At 26.2% G+C, this 21,515-nt stretch carries 17 protein-coding genes and 1 CRISPR repeat array; all 17 genes read right to left on the bottom strand.

Annotation, left to right across the window (positions count from 1 at the left end; all coding sequences use genetic code 4):
- Positions 1-8: 8 nt before the first annotated feature.
- The 17 genes from pip to EXC60_RS02520 all read right to left on the bottom strand — a co-directional run bounded on the left by pip (position 9) and on the right by EXC60_RS02520 (position 21,515).
- Positions 9-959, bottom strand: a complete 951-nt coding sequence (gene pip, locus EXC60_RS06760) for a prolyl aminopeptidase (protein WP_024544358.1) — start codon at positions 957-959, stop codon at positions 9-11.
- Between the two features lies 1 nt (position 960).
- On the bottom strand, positions 961-2,052 hold the full coding sequence (locus EXC60_RS02595) for an ABC transporter ATP-binding protein (RefSeq protein WP_024544359.1): 1,092 nt from the start codon (positions 2,050-2,052) through the stop codon (positions 961-963).
- Between the two features lie 8 nt (positions 2,053-2,060).
- Positions 2,061-3,749, bottom strand: a complete 1,689-nt coding sequence (locus EXC60_RS06755) for a YlbF family regulator (RefSeq protein WP_169720120.1) — start codon at positions 3,747-3,749, stop codon at positions 2,061-2,063.
- Positions 3,750-3,825: 76 nt separating this feature from the next.
- Entirely contained in the window at positions 3,826-4,386 is a 561-nt protein-coding gene (locus EXC60_RS02585) for an NAD(P)H-dependent oxidoreductase (RefSeq protein WP_024544361.1), read from the bottom strand.
- A gap of 32 nt (positions 4,387-4,418) precedes the next feature.
- Complete coding sequence (locus EXC60_RS02580) at positions 4,419-6,599, bottom strand: phenylalanine--tRNA ligase subunit beta (RefSeq protein ID WP_024544362.1); 2,181 nt, start codon at positions 6,597-6,599, stop codon at positions 4,419-4,421.
- 11 nt (positions 6,600-6,610) lie between these two features.
- Entirely contained in the window at positions 6,611-7,555 is a 945-nt protein-coding gene (gene pheS, locus EXC60_RS02575) for a phenylalanine--tRNA ligase subunit alpha (protein WP_024544363.1), read from the bottom strand.
- Position 7,556: 1 nt separating this feature from the next.
- Complete coding sequence (locus EXC60_RS02570; RefSeq protein ID WP_024544364.1) at positions 7,557-8,783, bottom strand: replication-associated recombination protein A; 1,227 nt, start codon at positions 8,781-8,783, stop codon at positions 7,557-7,559.
- A gap of 70 nt (positions 8,784-8,853) precedes the next feature.
- The gene (locus EXC60_RS06750) at positions 8,854-9,618 is read right to left on the bottom strand and encodes a hypothetical protein (protein ID WP_024544365.1); all 765 of its coding nucleotides are present in this window, start codon (positions 9,616-9,618) and stop codon (positions 8,854-8,856) included.
- 1 nt (position 9,619) lies between these two features.
- Positions 9,620-9,928, bottom strand: a complete 309-nt coding sequence (gene cas2, locus EXC60_RS02560; RefSeq protein ID WP_232612551.1) for a CRISPR-associated endonuclease Cas2 — start codon at positions 9,926-9,928, stop codon at positions 9,620-9,622.
- Between the two features lie 4 nt (positions 9,929-9,932).
- Entirely contained in the window at positions 9,933-10,817 is an 885-nt protein-coding gene (cas1, locus tag EXC60_RS02555; protein WP_024544367.1) for a type II CRISPR-associated endonuclease Cas1, read from the bottom strand.
- 127 nt (positions 10,818-10,944) lie between these two features.
- Positions 10,945-12,762: direct repeats of the CRISPR family, unit length 36 nt; unit sequence GTTTTAGCGCTGTACAATATTTGAGTAAGCTATAAC.
- A 105-nt stretch (positions 12,763-12,867) separates the two neighbouring features.
- Complete coding sequence (gene cas9, locus EXC60_RS06745) at positions 12,868-14,988, bottom strand: type II CRISPR RNA-guided endonuclease Cas9 (RefSeq protein ID WP_024544368.1); 2,121 nt, start codon at positions 14,986-14,988, stop codon at positions 12,868-12,870.
- Positions 14,954-16,465, bottom strand: a complete 1,512-nt coding sequence (gene cas9, locus EXC60_RS06740) for a type II CRISPR RNA-guided endonuclease Cas9 (protein WP_024544369.1) — start codon at positions 16,463-16,465, stop codon at positions 14,954-14,956. Before cas9 (EXC60_RS06740) ends, cas9 (EXC60_RS06745) begins: the two co-directional genes overlap by 35 nt.
- A 158-nt stretch (positions 16,466-16,623) precedes the next feature.
- Positions 16,624-17,001, bottom strand: a complete 378-nt coding sequence (locus EXC60_RS02540; protein WP_024544370.1) for a F0F1 ATP synthase subunit epsilon — start codon at positions 16,999-17,001, stop codon at positions 16,624-16,626.
- A 3-nt stretch (positions 17,002-17,004) separates the two neighbouring features.
- Positions 17,005-18,525: a F0F1 ATP synthase subunit beta gene (gene atpD / locus EXC60_RS02535; protein WP_024544371.1), complete on the bottom strand. Its 1,521-nt coding sequence runs from the start codon at positions 18,523-18,525 to the stop codon at positions 17,005-17,007.
- Positions 18,526-18,534: 9 nt separating this feature from the next.
- Entirely contained in the window at positions 18,535-19,398 is an 864-nt protein-coding gene (atpG, locus tag EXC60_RS02530; RefSeq protein WP_024544372.1) for an ATP synthase F1 subunit gamma, read from the bottom strand.
- Positions 19,398-20,969 carry a F0F1 ATP synthase subunit alpha gene (atpA, locus tag EXC60_RS02525; protein ID WP_029670639.1) on the bottom strand — a complete coding sequence of 524 codons (1,572 nt, stop codon included), beginning with the start codon at positions 20,967-20,969 and terminating at the stop codon, positions 19,398-19,400. The genes atpG and atpA overlap by 1 nt, the downstream gene beginning before the upstream one ends.
- A 9-nt stretch (positions 20,970-20,978) precedes the next feature.
- Positions 20,979-21,515, bottom strand: a complete 537-nt coding sequence (locus EXC60_RS02520) for a F0F1 ATP synthase subunit delta (RefSeq protein ID WP_024544373.1) — start codon at positions 21,513-21,515, stop codon at positions 20,979-20,981.

Raw genomic sequence — 21,515 nt, 5'->3', positions numbered from 1 at the left:
AATTACCATTACTTTTCTTTAAATTCTTCGCACGCTTTAACTAACGCTTTTGTAATTAAAATTTCTCTTGAAGAATGCCCCGATTTAGGAATTATTCTTAAAGAACAATTATTTAATTTCATAGCAAGTTCATAAGCGCCAGAGGGTCTACAATCCATATCATAACGGCCATGAATAATAATGGTTTTGATATCTTTGATTTTGTCTACATTATTCATAATAAAATTTTCTTCTAAGAAAATATGATTTACAAAATAATGGTTTTCTAATCTTGCTAATTCTAAGTTTGATTTTTTATCTTCTAAAATTTTGTCAATATCACTTAAAGGCTCTAATGTAATTAATCCTAGTTCTCATTTAGCTCAATGATATGCTGCTTGATAAGCAATATCTAAATTTGAAGAATTTAAATATTTTGAATATGCTTTTATCATATTATTTTGCTCATTTTGAGGAATAAAGTTTTTAAATTCTTCAAAAGCTTCCGGGAAGAAATAAGATGAACCTTTTTGATATAAAAACTCATCATCTTCTTTTCTACCTAAAAAAATTCCACGCAAAATTAAACCCGAAACATACTGTGGATAATTTATGGAATAAATTAATGATAAAGTAGAACCCCAACTCCCGCCAAATAAAATTCATTTGTCAATCTTTAAATGTTTTCTTAATTTCTCAATATCTTCAACCAAAAATTGTGTTGTATTTTCTTTAATTTCGGCACTCGGAATCGATTTTCCAGCCCCTCTTTGGTGGAAAATAATTGCACGATAGTATTTGGGATCAAAAAATTGTCTACTACTTTCAGAAGGTGCTGATCCGGGACCTCCATGAACAAACAAAATAGGAACACCATTAGGATTTCCAACTTCTTCATAATAGATAGAATGTAAATCACTAACTTTTAGCATTCCAGAGTTGTAAGGTTTTCTTAAGCGATATAGTTTTTCACGTAACATATTATTCTCCATTTGGGGTATTAAAATAAATTTGGTTTAATGATATTTTATTTTCTTTAAATGATGTAATATCAACTTTGTTTTCTAAGGCAAAATCAAAGATTTTAGTTTTTGCTTTCATACTATCAATTTTTAAAAGTAGACTATCATCTGATAAAAGACAAGTAATCTTATTTTGCTTGCAGAAATCATATAGTATTTGATTATTAGTTGAGTTAATTTTGTAGTTGTATTTTCTATTTTTTAGTTTATCAGAAACACGTCCCGTGTCTTTAACATGCCCATTTTCTAAAACTGTAAAAGAATCAATATATCTTTCAAGTTCAGAAAGAATATGTGATGACATTAAAATGGTTTTTCCTTGTTTATGAATTTCAGAAACTGCTTCATAAAATCTAATTCTTGCAGAAGGATCTAAATTAGCAGCAGGTTCGTCCATTATCAAAATGTCAGGATCATTAATTAAAGCTTGAATTAACAAAATCATCTTTTTTTGTCCTGATGATAATTTTTCTGCTGATTTATTGAAAATTTTTTCATCAAAACCATATTTTTGCATTAAGAATTTAACTTTTTCGATTGCATCTTTTTTTGGCATTTTTGACAATCTTGCAAAATAATATAGATATTCAAAGATTGTTAAATTTTTAGGAAAAACCGAAATTTCAGGGACATAACCAATTTTTTCTTTAGCTTTTTTATCTTTTGAGTTAATTCCATTGATAAAGATCTTCCCAAAACCATCACGGTAATAATTTAGAATCATTCTAATTGTTGTAGTTTTTCCTGCACCATTATTGCCGATAAAACCATGAAATTCACCTTTTTTTATTGTAAATGAAACATTATCTAATGCACGAAATGGAACATTTGTAACACTAATAAATAATTTAGTAATATTTTGAATAGATATTGCATCATCTTCAGCGGGTTTATGATATTCAATTTCGTTTTCTTTAGCTAATTTCGTATACTCGTGTCCTAATTTTATGTTAGTTTTAATATTTCGAAAAAAGTTTAATATACGGTTATTTTTTGCTTTTGCATGAGATATTTCTTTTTCTTCTGTTGTAACTTTTATTTCTTCAGACATAATATCTCCTATAAATTGTTATTTCTTACATATGCAATTGCGCCAAGTCCAAGCAATGCAGCAGAAATTATTAACAAAACAATAATACTTACCAATGGGTCAATATATTTTGTAAGACCAAATTTTACAACTGAGCCATTATTCCATTGAATCAATTTTAACGTTGATAGAGTATTTAATGAAGATAAGGTTTGTTTTAAAACATTGGCATTAAAGTTTTCTAATGTTGAATTGTATTTATCTTTAATAATTTTATTAATTAAATAAATCATTGCAGTTTGAGAAGTTAGATTGTATTTTAAAACATAATTTGTAAACAAGGGATTTTCTTTCAATTTTAAAATTTCTTCTTTTGTCATTTTCATTAATTTTTCTTTTGAATATTCTTCTTGGTTAAATTCAACTTTATCAGCAATAAAATCTCTAATTACATTGAATACATCTTCATCATTATTAATTGCATTCAATAAATAAGGTAATGTTCCAACAGTTAATAAAGGCAAAACGCCATTAAAAATTCCGTTTTTTTGTTTATAAACTTCATCTAGTTTTGAGATCAAATTATCATTTAATTCCAAAAAGCCTTTTTCTCTTCTTTTTGAAATATTACGTTGATTTGAATCTGACAATAAATTTGTTAAGTCTTCAATAAATGAATCATTACTTTTTTTCTTAGATGTAAGTTCTGAAATAACAGTTGGATTATAAGACATTGCAAAATAATTAATATTAGGTTTGTCTGCAGTTTTATCAATTACTTTAAAAATGAATTTGCCTTCTTTTAAGTCTTTTTGAAAATCATCTTCTGTGTAATTAAAATATTTAGTATACATATATTCTTGAGTTCTACCATCTTTACGGTTGCTCATAAAAAATATCGAACTAAAATACGTGCTTACATCCATTCAATAAATTCGGTTATAAAGTGTTAAATTCGCTTCTTTAATAGAGTCAACAAAATTTGTTTTTGTAGATACCCTATTTTCAACTTCAAATTCGTATTGTCCAAATCGGTATGGGCTTGCCACAAATTTAGCTGCATTTTGCCTTTCTTGATCATTCTTATAATTTCGAACAACATATGAATTTTTTGCAGTTGATAAGGGCAACATAATGTTTGTTTTAGTCTTGGCAGGAGTTGATAAAAAAAAGAAAATTAACACAAAAATTGTTGGAATTCAACCTGCCAAAAATTGATAACTCTTAGATTGAATAAAATTATGTCCAATAGCACCAATTCCCATTGATAAAATTCCAATTAGCAAAGATGCTAAGAAAAATGTTATTCAAGATGTAAATTTTGAAGTTAAGGTTAATGCCGGAATAAAAAATGTACCAACAAAGTAACCTAAACTTGTAATTAAAATTTGTGTAGTTAACGCAATAGTTCCCGCACCAATAGTTGCAGTATAAATTTCAAATCTAGTAATTGGTTTAGATTGCATTACATAATAAATTCCTTCTTCTTTGTATTTATAAAACAAAGTTTGAAGAGTAAATGCAGAGGTCATAAAACCAGATGCGGTTCCAAACATAACCATAAATGTTCGAAACATAGAAGATGCTTCTGAAGAATTTGCTAATTGTCCTGAAGGATCAGCAACTTTTAAAGAAACAAATAATGCAAGTGCAATTGCAATATTTAAAATAGTTAAGACAATTGCAATAATATAAGATGATTTTTGTCGATAAAACATCTTAAGTTGCATTTTAAAAAATACTCTCATAAACACCTTCTTATTTATAACTATAAAAAAATAAGAATATCACTTCTTATTCTATTTTTGAAACAATTTCTTCTATGATTTTCTTTCTTTCACTTTCATTTTTGGTATACAAAGTGTCAACTCTCATCATTTGTTTCATTTCCATACCTAGAAAATGGCACATATTGTCATTAAAAATTATAAAGTCTGCATTTTTATACATGTTTGTAACAGTATTTGCGTCTACATCACATGTTGAAAATACACGCATTGTTTTTCCTTTTAAATAATTGCTATGTTTAACATTTTCATCATATGCATATGCAAAACCTGGAATAAATACTCTATCAATATACCCTTTTAACAAAGCTGGAATAAAACCTCATCAAAGTGGATAGAAAAATATAATTTCATCTGCTCATTTAATATCATTTTGAGTTTTTATTAAATCTGGTTCAGGTTTCAAATAATTTTCTGTTGTCGTTATTAAATTAAATTTCAAATCAATAACATCTTGTCTTCTAACTTCATATCCTTTTTTGATCAATGCCTTTTCATAAGCGTCAGCTAATTTACCACTAAATGAGTCTTTTGTAGGATGACCCATAATTAAAAACACTTTTTTCATATCTTTTTATCCCTTATATTTATATTGTAAAACTACTTATTAAATAAACTATCAAATTTTTTAGTTGCTCAATCTTCTAAAATAACAGAAATAGTTACATTTCCTGTCCCATCATCTTTTTTATAAACATCTTTAACCTTAATTTCATAGATTCCTTTAACTAAAGACATTTGTTGCATAATATGTTCAATACTTTCACCTTGCTTGATATTAAAAGTAACATCTCTTGATTTTAAGGGATCTTTTTTATACGGTTTGTAAATTATGTTTTTTGATGATAGCTCATCAAGCATAATTTCTGCAAAAATTGCCTCTGTCTTTAAATAAGATGGATTCAAATTAGCAACATAACCCACCAATTTCTCATTCAAATAAATTAATGCTGCAGAATTAGGATTAAAAATATCTAAATTAGACTTTTTAAAATCTAACTTTTTATTAGTTAATGAAATAATGTCAGTGCAAATTTCATCAAATGATTTTTCATTTGAGCATAAGCTCAACACATTTGTAACATTATTAATCATTCCAATTTCATAAAATGATGTTTTTTCAATTCCTTGTTTTTTATTATGCAACATAACATCATACAAACTAAAAATCATTGAATTTCTAATTTCAGTGTGTTCAAAATTTTTTGAATTTAAAACTTTTATGGTATGTTCAAAGTTAAATGGATTAAAGATATTTTTAGAAGGATTTGTTAAAGTAAAAGTTCTACAATTTGTATATTTTTTTGCAACAAATTTGTTTGCAATTTCTTGATATTTTTCATTATCGTTAATTAAAAATACATCAGCTGAAGTTTTCTTTTCACTAAAATTGTTATATCCATAAAATCTAAATATTTCTTCAATTAAATCTTGCATTCCAAATAGATCATAACGGTACGATGGAAATGTTATTTCATGCATTTTGTTATAAAACTTAAAACCTAAAATCTCTAATTGCTTTAATGTGTTTTTAAATTTGTCGGTTTTTGTAATATTAAATCCAGCATATTGATTAATTTGCTTATCATCTAAGAAAATTGTTTGGCTTTTAATTTTTGGTTTATTAATTAATTGTGAATGTAATTTAAATTTTGTTGATAAATAGTTATAAGCTAAAATAATTTGCCCACCACTTATTTCTCTTGATCCTCTTTGTGATGCATTTGTTTCTAATTTCAAAGTCTTTGCTGATTTTCTTATTTCTTTTAAATCAAATGAACCTAATTCAAAAACAAGTTTTTTTGCATTATCAATATCAGAATAATTTTCAAGGCCAATAACTTGTGCAATTGAAACTATATCATCACCATTTTTAACAACTAAATTATTATCAAGTTGAATTTCTTTATTACCTAAAATAGTTACTTTGTTTGATACTAAAGCGGTTGAAAATTCATTAGATTTAAGATCTTTATCACTATAAACATGACAAGGAACACCAGCATATAATAAAGTTAAATTAGTTAAATCAACTGCATTATCAAATGTTTTAATCTTGTGTTTTCATAAGAAAAATTGATCTTGAATAGAAAGTGAAATATCTTTATTTAATGCCTCAACATAACTTAATGAATTTGTTTTAACTAATTGTTTTTTAACATTAATTGTTGATTCTAATAAACCATCAGTTGGTTTTATTTCATTAATTTTGCTATTAAAATAAGCAGCTAATTCTTTTGCAAAAATTAAATAACACATTGCATCAGCACGATTAGATAAAATAGTTACATCAATTAAATAATCATCAATTTCAAAATATTTCATTGGGTCTAAATTTAAATCAACTTTGCCAAAAGTGAAAATCTGGTCATTAAATTTTTCTGGTGCAAATTCATAAGGAATACCGATTTCAGAAAGACCTACTAGCATTCCTTCTGAAATAATCCCTTGCATTGTACGAGCTTGAATTTTTAAATTTTCATTAGTAACAGATCCAGGAACAAATACCATTAAATAATCATCTTCTTTAACATTAGTTGCAGTAGTTTGAATAGTTCTATGAACATTGTTTGCAAATTCAATTTCACAAACAGTTAATCTATCAGCATTAGGATTTTTGTAAGTTTTTAAAACATGACCAAATTCAACGCCTTGAGTATTAATAAATTTAGAAAAACTTTCAACTTCAAAACCGATTGAATTAATTGCATCAATTATTTGTTCAATTGAAACATTAGCTAAATTTGCTTCTTTTAATAATCTTTGATAAGAAAAAATCATTTAAACTCCTTTTATTTCCTAAATTGTTTTAAAAACCTTAAATCATTCGCATAGAATTCTCTAATATCATCAATTTGATATTTAATCATTGCAATTCTTTCAATTCCAATACCAGCTGCAATTGCATTCATTTTGTTAGTATAACCTGCCGCTCTTAAAACATTATTATGAACAATTCCCGCGCCTAAAACTTCAATTCATTTATTTTTATAAAAGACATCAACTTCAACAGAAGGTTCAGTGAATGGAAAATATGAAGGCCTTAGCCTTATTCTTACGTTTTCTTCTAAAACATATGACAACATATTTCTTAATGTATACATCAATGTTCCAAAACTATGTTTTCCAACACTAATTAAATCAAGTTGGGTAAATTGGTGCGAATGGGTCATATCCTCTTCATCGTTTCGATAAACTTTCCCAATTGTAAAAGATGAAAATGCCTTATTTTTATATTTTTCTAAAACTCTAGCAGTAACTCCAGTGTTATGAGTTCTTAAAAGTTCATTTTCATTAATATAAAGTGAATCTTGCATATCTCTTGCTGGGTGTTTTTGAGGTATATTTAATCTTTCAAAGTTATATTCATCATTTTCAATTTCTGAAGCTAATTGTTCAAAATAACCATTTGCAAATAATCATTTCCTAAAATGATTTGAAATTTGTTCAATTGGATGCATTAACCCATAAAAATTATGTGGTGTCGCATAATCATTATGTGTGTTTGACATCATTTTATTATTTTCAATTTCTTCTATTTTAGCTCTAGCTTTGTCAAAAAATTCATTTGCTTTTTGTTTATATTCTTGAATTTGTTTGCCAAAAATAGCTTTATTAGAACCTTCTGCATTTTTAAGATCTTCCATTAACTTTCTTAATTCAATAGAATTAGTAAATTCATTTTTTGCTTTTTTAAGATCTTCTAAATTATTTATTTTTTTTATATCAAATTCCATTTTAGTTACCTTTTATCTTATTTCAATACTCTTTAATTTTAGCTTCATAACCTTCAAAGGTTAATGTATCATCATAATATTTTTTGTTTTGCAATGTTTTTGGTAAATACTTTTGATCAACTCAATGATTTTTATAATCATGTGGGTATTTATAAGTTAAACCTCTACCTAAATTTTTAGCACTTTTATAATGTGCATCTTTTAAATAATTAGGAACTTCTCCAATATATCCATTTTCAATATCAGCTTGTGCTCTAGAAGCTGCATAAAGCACAGAATTAGATTTTGGACTTAAGCACACTGCTAAAATTGCATAACCTATTGGTAAATACCCTTCTGGCATACCAATTCTTTCAAATGCATTAATTGCTGCAATTACATCAGCTTGTAGATGTGGATTTGCAAGTCCTACATCTTCATAACTTGCACAAATTAATCTCCGAAATAAACCATCAAAATCCCCTGATTTAACAATTAAAAATCCATAATATAATGCAGCATCTGGATCTGAACCTCTTAATGATTTATGAAATGCAGATAAATAATCATAATGAGCATCTCCATCTTTATCAGAAGAAAATTGAATTGCGGGAATAATTTTCTTAATATCTTCTAAACTTAAATTCGTTTGTTTTTTATTAGCATTCATTATTGTTACAACAAGCTCAAAATTATTTAATGCTACTCTGACATCGCCATTAGCTTGTAATGCTAAAAACTTATAAATTTCTTCATCAATATCAAGGCTGTTACATTCTTTAGTATTTGCATATTTTAAAAGCTTAATGAGTTCTTCTTCATTTTGCTTTTTAAGTTCAATAATTGAACATCTTGATCTTAATGCAGGATTTATTTTAAAATAAGGATTTTCAGTTGTTGTTGCATAAATAGTAATTTGACCATTTTCAACATAAGGTAATAAAATATCTTGTTTATCTTTATTGAGCCTATGGACTTCATCAATAATCAAAATCTTATTACTCTTAATCTTTTTAACAAGTTCTTCTTTTTTTTCAATAGCGGCATTAAAATAATCAAAATTAACATTTAAGGATTTTGCAAGAATATAAGAAATTGTGGTCTTCCCAGTTCCTGGAGGGCCATAGAAAATAAATGAATGAAAATCTTTGTTGTTAATTACATTTTGAAAAATAAACTTTAAATTCTCATCACAAATAAACTCATCTAAGGTGTTAGGTCTTAATTTTAATGCTATATTTTTGCTCATATTTATTAAATTATATATTAGTATTTCTATAAGAATTTATATCACCTAAAATTCTTAAAAACATTAAAACTTAGTTAGTTAAAAACTTATAAAATTCATATTTATTATCATCTAAAAAAATTTCTTTAAAATCATTTAATAGGTTTTCTTTTAAAACCTCTTTCTCTAACCTATTGCTAATTCAACTTAATATAGGATCAATTGCAAAAATTTCATAAATTTTCTGTGATTTGTAAATACTACACAATTCAAACTCTTCAAATTTCTCACAATTCTTTAATATATCATTTGTTAATAAAATGAAATGAAATTTTGATGTAAATTTATATAAATCGCTAATTTTTAAACTATCAAAATTTTGAAAAATAATAACTTTCTTTTCTAAATTAGTTTGATAATCTATTCAACTAAGCATAATGTCTTTATCAACAAATAATTCATTATTTAATTCAAAAAAATTTTTATATGCTTTTGATCAATCAACGTTAACATTAATAAAATTATTTGTAATTTTCTGATTGCATACATTTGATATATCATTTAGTAATGAAAAATTTATAATTTTCTCAACATTTCAATTTTCATTATTGTTAATTAATTGTGTCAAATAGTTCTTAATAGTAAAGTTGAATAGATCAGAAACTTTTGTTAAGTCATTAACAATCATACAATCTTTAATAGAATATGTTTTGTTATTGATTGTTATTGAATTTTTTTCATATTTCGTTTCAAATTCAAATAAATCTTTCAAGAAAGTGTAACTATTTTCAGCTTTAATAGCACATACACCATCATAATTTTGAATAAAACTTTCATTGTCTTTAAATTGCAACATTTTATATTATTAAATACCTTTCATTATCGTTAAATTTTTCGGTTTGTGACTTATCGCCTGATAAAAGTTCAATATTTTGATATTGTTCTTCAGTGATCATAAAAATTCTTACATTTGAATTTTTTGGAATTATTTTTAAAATTTTTGATTTTTCAGATTGATAAACTGTGTGTGATGAAATACATTTCACATAAATTGAATATTGAATTCTAAAATATCCTAATTTATATAATTCATTTCTAAATTTATTGTATTTTCTAACTTGTTCTTCATCAGTTAAAGAAATATCGTACATAATAATTATTCTCATATATCTACTTTGCACTTCAATCAATGTACAAATCCTCAACATTTTCATTTTTTAAACATTTACTAATGAATTTTTCAATGTAATCTATTAATGTCATTTTCATATTTCCTATCTTGAAATTTTCATAAAAAATTCTAAAAACATTTTCTTTAAATTCTTGAAAATTCAAAATTAATTGAGCTTTAAAATATGTATAAACTAAATAATCTATAACACATCTAAATACTTCCATAACATCACACGCTAAAGAATAATAATTATTAAAACTTTTATGAAATACACCCAATCTTAAATCATAACCTTTGGCAGATAACGATCTAGAAACATAACTTAATAAAATTGAATAACCAAAGTTTAAATATTTGTTAACCTCATTATCTTCATCTTCGCGGTTAAATTTGCTACCGAATAATAATTTAAAGTTTAATTTTGCTGCATGCCCTTCACGGTTAGAAAAATCCCCTTCTCTAACCTCTTTATAAAAAGTTATAAAACTTTCTTCATCTCCAATTGTTAAAGTATTTAAATATTTGTGCAAAAGCATACTATTTTTTATTTTCAACTTAATAATATTTGTTCAAACACTATTTTTAAATTCGTTATTTCATAATGCTTGTTCTTGAAATATTTTCATATTGTAATATCCATTGAATGGTACAATTTGCGAATTAGGTAAATGCTTATAATCGCAAATTATGACATTTATATTATTCTGAATTAAACTATTTACTAGAGCAATAGATAAAATTAAATTAGTATTTTCTATAATAACTGTATCAATTGAATTTATTGGTAAAATTGTTTTTTCGCCATTTTGTTTGACTACTAAATTTCCTAAAAACAAATGTACATAATTAGTATTGCTAATTTCTAAAACTTTTTTAAACATTAAAAACTCCTTATATTTAATTAGCCATAACATGACTACATATAATTATAAAGCAGTTGTTTTAATGCAAAAATTGACTAAAAATGCATAAAAATAGCGTTTTTTTGACAAAATCAACAAAAATGAGGTTTTAGCGCTGTACAATATTTGAGTAAGCTATAACTTTCTTCTCCTGCTCCTGTTGGTTTTGCTCGTTTTAGCGCTGTACAATATTTGAGTAAGCTATAACTCATTTAATATAAAAAAAACAACAAGCAAAGTTTTAGCGCTGTACAATATTTGAGTAAGCTATAACTCATTTAATATAAAAAAAACAACAAGGAAAGTTTTAGCGCTGTACAATATTTGAGTAAGCTATAACTTACACAAGATATGATTAACAACCCAACAAGTTTTAGCGCTGTACAATATTTGAGTAAGCTATAACTTTATAATTACATCACATTCTTGACATATAGTTTTAGCGCTGTACAATATTTGAGTAAGCTATAACTTGACGCAAAAATTTATGGTAATATTCCAGGTTTTAGCGCTGTACAATATTTGAGTAAGCTATAACGAAGACGTTTTAATATATTCTAAATATTCAGTTTTAGCGCTGTACAATATTTGAGTAAGCTATAACTAATTTTGTTGATATTCAATTTAATTTGATGTTTTAGCGCTGTACAATATTTGAGTAAGCTATAACGAAAAAAGGTAGAGTTAGCAGGACTAACAAGTTTTAGCGCTGTACAATATTTGAGTAAGCTATAACCTCTCTAAAGAAAATGAATATTTGAGAAGCGTTTTAGCGCTGTACAATATTTGAGTAAGCTATAACGCTGAACGTATCATTAGAAAACGTGCAAAAGTTTTAGCGCTGTACAATATTTGAGTAAGCTATAACAACACAAGAAAACAACAAAGAATTACAGCTGTTTTAGCGCTGTACAATATTTGAGTAAGCTATAACATTATTGCTTTATTGATTGATATGAAGTACGTTTTAGCGCTGTACAATATTTGAGTAAGCTATAACTCATTAAAGCAACTTAATAGTTGTGATAACGTTTTAGCGCTGTACAATATTTGAGTAAGCTATAACTTTAATATCTAACTAAGAAAAAGCGAGCACGTTTTAGCGCTGTACAATATTTGAGTAAGCTATAACGTAAACTAATTCTTATAATTTTCCTTTAAGGTTTTAGCGCTGTACAATATTTGAGTAAGCTATAACTAGAATAAGTATTATCTCAATCATTGTAATGTTTTAGCGCTGTACAATATTTGAGTAAGCTATAACGAAGACGTTTTAATATATTCTAAATATTCAGTTTTAGCGCTGTACAATATTTGAGTAAGCTATAACATTATTGCTTTATTGATTGATATGAAGTACGTTTTAGCGCTGTACAATATTTGAGTAAGCTATAACTCATTAAAGCAACTTAATAGTTGTGATAACGTTTTAGCGCTGTACAATATTTGAGTAAGCTATAACTTGCAGCATTAACATTAACCATTGATGCTAGTTTTAGCGCTGTACAATATTTGAGTAAGCTATAACTAGAATAAGTATTATCTCAATCATTGTAATGTTTTAGCGCTGTACAATATTTGAGTAAGCTATAACGAAGACGTTTTAATATATTCTAAATATTCAGTTTTAGCGCTGTACAATATTTGAGTAAGCTATAACATTATTGCTTTATTGATTGATATGAAGTACGTTTTAGCGCTGTACAATATTTGAGTAAGCTATAACTCATTAAAGCAACTTAATAGTTGTGATAACGTTTTAGCGCTGTACAATATTTGAGTAAGCTATAACTACTATAAAATTACCATCTCAACTTAAATTGTTTTAGCGCTGTACAATATTTGAGTAAGCTATAACGTAAACTAATTCTTATAATTTTCCTTTAAGGTTTTAGCGCTGTACAATATTTGAGTAAGCTATAACAAGCAAATAAAAAGTTAACCAAAGACCAACGTCTTAGTACCGTACAATATTGGTAAAACAAAAAGAATGTACTTATAACATTCAAATTGTCTTTTAAATTTTTTTCTACTCAAAAAGATTACCAATAACATCTAAATTAACTATTTCAAATTTATCAAATAAAGAATTTATAGTAAATATCATTCTGGTTGTTGCACTTTTTTTATTTTTAATTATTTTTAGATATTTCGTGGTTGACATAAAAATCGGTTTTATTTCTATAGTGGAAAGTGATGGTGTAAAACTTGTTACTATAAAAATTTGATTAGTCAATTTATTTTTTAATAAAGTTCCATTAGAAAATAAAATACTAATTGGTTTATTATCTATTGGAATATTTTTATTATTTTTAACCTTCTGTAATATTGAATTGTCATAATTATTTTCAATTAATAATTTATTTTTTTTAACATTATTATTAAATTTATACAACAAAGCATTAATTCCAATAATTTCATATTTATCTTTTTTGTTTTTGTAAACAAGAACACCAATTGATTTTAAATTTTCCACAAACGATTTATTATTTTGTTTTTTGTTTAGTAAAACAACATTTAAATCTTTTTTGTCAGGAAAAAAATACTTTAAATGTTTAACAAATGTTTGTTTTTTAGAAGTGGGATCAAACACAACTACCTTACCATTTGACATATAGTTGTTAATTAAGTTAGTAGTGAATATTTCTGGAGCAATATTTGTTAAATCCTTCATATATGCAGTAAATGGAGCTTTTTCATTTTTTTCCTTATATTGCATATAAATATTATTTAGTTTTTCATATTCTGATTTATGAGACTTATAAATTAACAAATTTTCTCTAAGTTTCGGATTCTCGCCAAAAAAATCAGACAATTTTACATTTTCTTTAGACTTCTTGTTTTTTGCATCAACTTCAAATAAATTTAATTTTTGAATTTGCAATATTTCATCACTATCTTCACTAATTTTTCTATACCCATAAATTGTTTGATCTGAAATAGAAGGATTAGTTTTTATAACCGTTTTTCTAGAAAACATAACATCGCCAATAGTATTAGCAATTTTTTCATTAATTGTTTCTGCAATATCTTGAATAGCTAAATCAGTTTTATTAAATCTAGGATCTTCTGGAGATAAATCTTCTTCAATAATTTCTCCAGTTTCTTTATCCATTAGTCTTATGGTTCCGTCTTTAGACATATAGCTAATTTGTCTATCATCATGTAATAACAAATTAAAAATACTTTTTGATTTATTGGCAATAATCGCAATAATAGAAGCATCTTGTGCATGATGAGAATAATCATCTCTGTCTTTGATTAAACAAGCTTTTTTTCTAAAATATGATGTTACACTACCATTCATACAAATAACACGAAATTCATCATTATGATTTTTTGAATAATTCCCTAGTAAGTCACGAAAATATTTTGTAGCATATCTTGTATCATTTAAATTTCTACTTAAAAAATCTAATTGATCATATTCGTCAAATTTTTCTTTAACTAAATTATTGTATTTTTGTATTCTTTGATTTTTGTTTGAAAATTTGGTTAAGTCACCATTTAAAATAACTTTATAAGCTCAATTTTTATATTCTTGTCAATTTCAACCATTTTCTAAAACAGTATTTTGGAAATAATCATATGGAATTCTATTTCCTTTAATTTGATTGCTAGATTTTAAAACCAAAACTTTATTTGAAATAGAATCATTTGCAGATTTGGAATAGGGTAGAATGTGATCAATTTCACAATAGTTATCATTTTTTATTAGTTCAGGTAAATTCATAAATTGACCTGAATATGGATCTCTTCCATCTTGTTGTTGATATAAAAAAACTTTAAATGCTTTCTTTTCAATTGATTCTTTATCAAATAAATTTGGTTCTAAATCATTTACTAATTTAATAGCATCTTCTTTTCTTTTCTTATTTATATTATTAATTTTAGTAATAGTATCACGTTGTTCTTTATCATTCTTTTCACGTGCCAATTCAACAACAACTTTTGTAATATTAAATTCATTTGAATATAATTTTTTAATTTTATTAAAAATGCTAATAGCTTCTCTTATTGTAGCTTTAACTGATGGAGGAATAATTTGATTATCTAAACTTTTTAAATTAATATACTTACCAGTTTGCTCAAAATTATCTTTGTAATCTTCTTTATTAAAAAAAACTTGGATTAAATTTCAATTGTTCAAAATTTGAATTAGTATTTAACATTTCTGGTCAAAACAAATTTAAAGCTTTTAATGATAAAGATGCAGTAGTACTTGCCTTAATTTTCTTGTTAATTGCAATGGCTTCAATAATATTTGCAAGTTTCTCATCTTTAATATCATTAAAAATTGATTCAAACAATTCTTTAAGAATATTTAATTTTTCAATTCTATTTTCTTTGTCTTTGAAATTATTCAAAGTATCTACAATTCTATTAAATAAGGTTATTCAAGTTGTGGGTTCATATTTTAAATCTGATTGATAATATTGTTTTACTAAATCATCATTAAAGGTTAATACATTTGTATTAATACCAAATTCCGCCAAAACTCTAATAATTTCAAAAATATTTCTAATTTCAACAAACTCAGGTTTTGTAGTCTCTTTATCGTATTTAAATCCATTAAATCCTTGATTATCAATCTTATTCAATTCATCTAATGAAAAGGGCAAATTATTATTTAAACAATAAGTTTCTAAAAATGGAATAAAAGTCTTTGCTTTTAAACCTTTGTAACTTTTTGATGTTGAAAATTCATTTAGCAAATCATTCAAAATTACTAATTTATTTTCTTTTGTTAATCTTCAATCTAAATATTCGCTATTTTTTAAATTATTAAGTTCATTTAAAATATTAAAAATTTCATGACTAGCACAATTCTTTACCGCTCTTAATTCAGATGGAAAAATACTACATTTTCCAATAGTTTTCTCCCAAATATTGCTATATGCTTCGACAAGTTTATTATCTTTATATTTAAATCTTCCATATTCAGAATAACTATTTATACTGCCAGGCCCTTTAGCATATGGTCTTATAGCAGTAAATATCTTTAAATAATCATTTATAAAATTTGCATCAGTTTTTTGAATTTCAAATAATTTATTTAGTTCATGCAATCAATTTTTATTTGAAAAATTGTATCTAAATTCATCATCTATATAGCTATTAAATGATTTAGCTGTTCCATATTTTTTATAGAAATTAAACAGTATTTGTGAAGGAAATAATGTTGTTTTAACATCATTTTTTTCAATTTCTTCTAGGCTGTCAACATCTTCATAAAAATACCCACGATTTTCTAAGTAATCATGCAACAGTCAAACCAATTCTTGAACATTAATTTGTTTATTTAAAGATAGAATCTTTAACTCCAAAATGTTAGAATATTTCCTATTCAACTTAACAAACATTTGTTCAATATCCTTGCGATTTCCAAAACCGAATATATCCTTATATTTTAAAATTAAACGATAAAATTTATCATTTCTATATTGTCTACGTCTTATTAATCTACGAATTCCCCGAAAACCTCTTCGATCTGCAGCAAGTTCAGGTTCGTTAAATAATCTAGAACCTAACTTAATAATATCATTTGTTTCACTATCAACAATAGCTCAACCGACAGAACCAACACCTAAGTCAAAACCTAATATAACATTCTTTTTTTCTTTCATAGTAACTCCAAAAAATTTATAACTTTTTTAATTATACAATTAAAATAAAAATAAAACCCCTAGATAGGGGCAATTTCGACAGCCTATAAAGGCGTCTTATTTTAGCGCGTACAATACTTGAGTAAGCTATAAGTTCTGTACAACTATAATAATAACACTTATTTCACAATATTATGTTTAATTTTTATTTCTTCAATAATTGTATACTTATCATCTTTAGGAGCATTTAATTTAGCTTCTTCAATAGGTTTTTCAGAGATATCGTTGACAATGATTGAAAGTACATTATTTTTAAAATGTACTATTCCATGATCAATGTAATATATTTGTTCTTTTTTATTATCCAAAGTTAAATAAATTTTTGACGGAACAATAGCGGCAGTAAATTCAATAGCATCTTTCATAATACCACGATATCCTTCGGTGGTTTTGAAAGTTGCTATTGAAACATATTTATCTAAAAAAAGTCCTTTAGGTGTATTGATGATTAAATTAAAATTATTTGAATTTGTATTTGTATTAGTTTCTATTGACATAATTTATTGTCTTTTAGCAATCTTTTCTGCTTTTTTTAATACATCATCAATAGTTCCAACATATAAGAATGCTTCTTCTGGAATATCATCGTATTTTCCAGATAATATTTCTTTAAATGAACGAATGTTATCTTTTAAAGAAATATATTCGCCTTTAAGACCTGAAAATTTTTCTGCAACGAAAAATGGTTGTGATAAAAAGTTTCTAATTCTTCTTGCACGAGCAACAATTTTCTTATCTTCATCATTAAGTTCATGCATACCTAAAATAGCAATAATATCTTGCAATTCTTTAAATCTTTGTAAGATATTTTGAACATCACGCGCTGTTTGATAATGTTCTATTCCAATCACATTTGGGTCCATAATTCTTGAATTTGAAGCTAAAGGGTCAATTGCAGGATAAATACCTAAAGCTGCAATATCACGATCCAAAACAGTTTTAGCATCAAGATGTGTAAATGTTGTAGCAGGAGCAGGGTCTGTTAAGTCATCTGCTGGAACATACACAGCTTGAACTGAGGTGATTGATCCTTTATTAGTTGATGTAATTCTTTCTTGTAATTGGCCCATTTCAGTTGCTAAAGTAGGTTGATAACCTACAGCTGAAGGCATTCTACCTAATAATGCTGAAACTTCAGAACCAGCTTGAGTAAATCTGAAAATATTATCAATAAATAAAAGCACATCTTGACCTAAGGTGTCTCTAAAATATTCAGCCATAGTTAATGCAGTATAAGGTGCTCTCATTCTAGCCCCTGGAGGTTCATTCATTTGACCAAAAACCAAGGCTGTTTTTTCTAAAACGCCTGACGCTTTCATTTCATTATATAAGTCGTTTCCTTCACGGGTACGTTCACCAACACCAGCAAAAACAGAAAGTCCACCATGTTGTTTAACAATGTTGTTAATAAGTTCTTGAATTAAAACAGTTTTTCCAACACCAGCACCACCAAATAAACCGATTTTTCCGCCTTTGATATAAGGCATTAATAAATCAATTGCTTTAATACCTGTTTCAAAAATTTCAAGAGTTGGTTTTTGTTCTTCATAACTTGGTGCTTGACGGTGAATTACTTGAAATTCTTTGAATTTTGCATCTTTTCCATCAATAGGTTCGCCTAAGACGTTAAACATTCTAGATAACACTTCTTTTCCAACAGGTACAGAAATAGGTGCACCTAAATCTTTAACTTGCATGCCTCTTTTTAAACCAATTGTTAGATTCATTGCAATCGTTCTTACAGAATCATTTCCAATATGTTGTGCAACTTCTAAAATTTGCTTTGGTTTAGATAAATCATCTTGAATGATTTCTAAAGCATTTAAAATTTTAGGAATTTTACCTTCTTCAAATCTAACATCGATAACAGAACCCAGAATTTGAGTAATAATACCAAAATTATCTGATGGAGTTAAAACCTTTTTAGTTGGTTTAGTAATTTTTTCATCAGTTTTTGTAATAGTTTTTTTAACAACTTTTTTAGTTGCTACTTTTTTAGTAGTTTTTGTTTCTATTGGCATATTTTTCTCCTATTCTGAGCTAGCTCCACCAACAATTTCAGTAATTTCTTGGGTAATTTTAGCTTGACGGTTTCTGTTATACTCTAATTTTAAATCATTAATTAAATCTAGGGCATTATCACTTGCTTGTTCCATAGCTGTTCTTCTCATACTCATTTCAGCTAATTTTGAGTTATAAAATGCATAATACATTGAAGCTTCAAAAAACATGACAAATGAATTAAATATAATTTCATCAGCATTTGGTTCAAAAGAAGATGCATCTAACATGGGTTCGGTTTTTTCTTCTTCTAAAAATGTGATTGGATAAATTTCACGAACAACTGGTTCTGAGTCAATTGCATTAATATATTTAGTGTAAATAACTGAGATTGATGATAAATCAGAGATTTGAAGGACATCATAAATCTTTTGTGCAAGAATTTTTGCAATTTCATAATTTGGTTCATCGCCAGTTTGAGTTAATGTTTGAATAATGTGAGTATTTGGACGTTTTTGTAGCATTTTTAGCAATTTGCTACCAATTGTGATGAAAATATCTTCATCAGTAACAACTTCATTGATTTTTTTAAGCATATTAGTATTAAATGCGCCACAAAGTCCTAAATCTGAACCAAAAACAATGTAAAGTTTTCTTTTCTTTTCATATTTCAAAGTCGCAGATTCATCTAATAAAACATCAATGTTGGGAGTTGAATATCTAAGTAAGTCATAAAAGATTTTTCTAACACTTAAATAGTAACTATGTACTTGATCTAAATCATTTTTGATTTTAGCAAATTTTGCAGTTGCTATTAATTCCATTGCCTTGGTAATTTTTTCTGTTGAATTAATTGAACTAATTCTATGTTTAATTTTTTGTAAACTTGCCATTATTTTAATTCTAAAGGAGGTACTTCTTTAAAGTTTTCTTTCTTATAATATGGAATTGAACCAATAAAGTTTTTATTAAATTTATTGATTGATTCTCAAAGTTCCTTAATTAATGGATTAATTCAATCTTTTGCCATTTCAACTTTTGGAATTAAAGCGTTAGCTTTAGGATCTTGTTTGAAATATTTAATTAATTCGTATTTATATTTCAAAATTTGTTCTTTTGGAATTGGATTAATTAATCTATATTTTGAAGTAAACAAGATAATAATTTGTTCAAATTCAGTGTAAGGTGAATATTGACTTTGTTTTAAAAGTTCATAAACCTTTGCACCATGACTTAAAATATCACGAGTTGATTCATCAAGATCTGATCCAAATTGTGCAAATGCTTGCATTTCGTTATATTGTGCAAGTTCAAGTTTCAAACTTGAAACAATTTTTTTCATAAGTTTAGTTTGAGCAGCAGATCCTACCCGACTTACAGAATAACCTATATCAATTGCAGGTCGTTGACCTGAATTAAATAAATTTTCTTTGGTAAATATTTGACCATCAGTTATAGAAATAATATTAGTTGGAATATAAGCTGAGATATCTTCTGCTTGTGTTTCAACAATTGGTAAGGCTGTAATTGAACCTCCACAATTTTCTTTGTTTAATTTTCCTGAACGTTCTAAAAGTTGCGAGTGTAAATAGAAAACATCACCAGGATATGCTTCACGTCCAGGTGGACGACGTAGTAATAATGATAATGTCCGATAAGCGACAGCATGTTTTGATAAATCATCATAAATGATTAAAACATTTTTACCTTTTGACATTCATTCTTCTGCAATAGTAATTCCAGTATATGGTGCTATATATTGCAAAGGTGCAGGTTCTGATGCAGATGCTGATACTATTGTTGTATATTTCATCGCATCTTGTTTTGCTAAATTATCGACAATTTGTGAAATGGTTGATGATTTTTGTCCAATTGCAACATAAATACAATAAACATCTTTACCTTTTTGGTTCAAGATTGTATCAATTGCAATTGCAGTTTTTCCAGTTTGCCTATCACCGATGATTAATTCACGTTGGCCTTTACCAATAGGAATCATAGAATCAATTAATAAAAGACCTGTTTTTAATGGTTCATTAACTTCTTCCCGAGTCATAACTCCAGGTGCTATTTTAAAAATAGGACGTTGAATGTTACTTACAATTTTGCCTTTCCCATCAATAGGAGAAGCCATTGCATTAACAACTCTGCCTAATAAAGCATCACCAACAGTTGTTGAAATAACTTGCTTGGTACGATAAACATGGTCAGTTTCAACAATTGAACGATCAGATCCTAAAACAACAATACCAACTAAATCTTCTTCTAAACTTAAAGCCATTCCAAAAACACCAGACTCAAATTTAACAAGTTCTCCATATTCAACGTTTTCAAGTCCAGAAACTAAAGCAATTCCATCACCGACAGTAATTACTCTTCCAGCTTCATTAAAAAAGACATCTTGTTCAAAATTTTTGATTTGTGCTTTGATAATTGCTGATAAATCATTTGGTTTTATCGCCATAATTTCTCCTTAATTAGAACTTTGTTTTTGAAAATTGTCTAAGTATGCTTCAATAGAATTTTCAAAAATATAGTCTTCAACTTTTATTTTTATACCTGCAATCAAATTTTCATCAATTTGATTTACTAGATGAACTTCAGTTTTTAGTCTATTAGAAAGTTTTTTTTCAAATTTTGCAATTTCAGCTGCAGTTAATTTAGTTGTTGTATAAATTGTTCCATGTTTGATGTTTAATTCTTTGTTTGCCATTTCAATATATTTCTTAAATATAATTAATAAATATTTTGCAACATTAGCTTGAATTGCTAATTTGATAAAATTAACAACATATTTATTAAATTTTGAAAAAGCTTCATCAATTAATTTTGATTTTGTTTCAAAAGCAACACTATAAGTGTTTAAATATCTTAAATATTCCTTGTTTGCTTTAATCACTTTCTCAATTTCAACTACTTGACTTGTAATATCATGCAGTTTGTTTTCTTCTTTAGCTAAATCTAATAAAGCATAAGATCAGTTATAAACTATTTCGTTTAAATTCTTCAT

It is taken from the genome of Metamycoplasma salivarium (assembly GCF_900660445.2).
In the GTDB taxonomy this organism is placed as follows: Bacteria; Bacillota_I; Bacilli_A; order Mycoplasmatales; family Metamycoplasmataceae; genus Metamycoplasma; species Metamycoplasma salivarium.
Note: the sequence above shows the minus strand (reverse complement) of the source record. Positions and strands in the feature narration are given on the sequence as shown.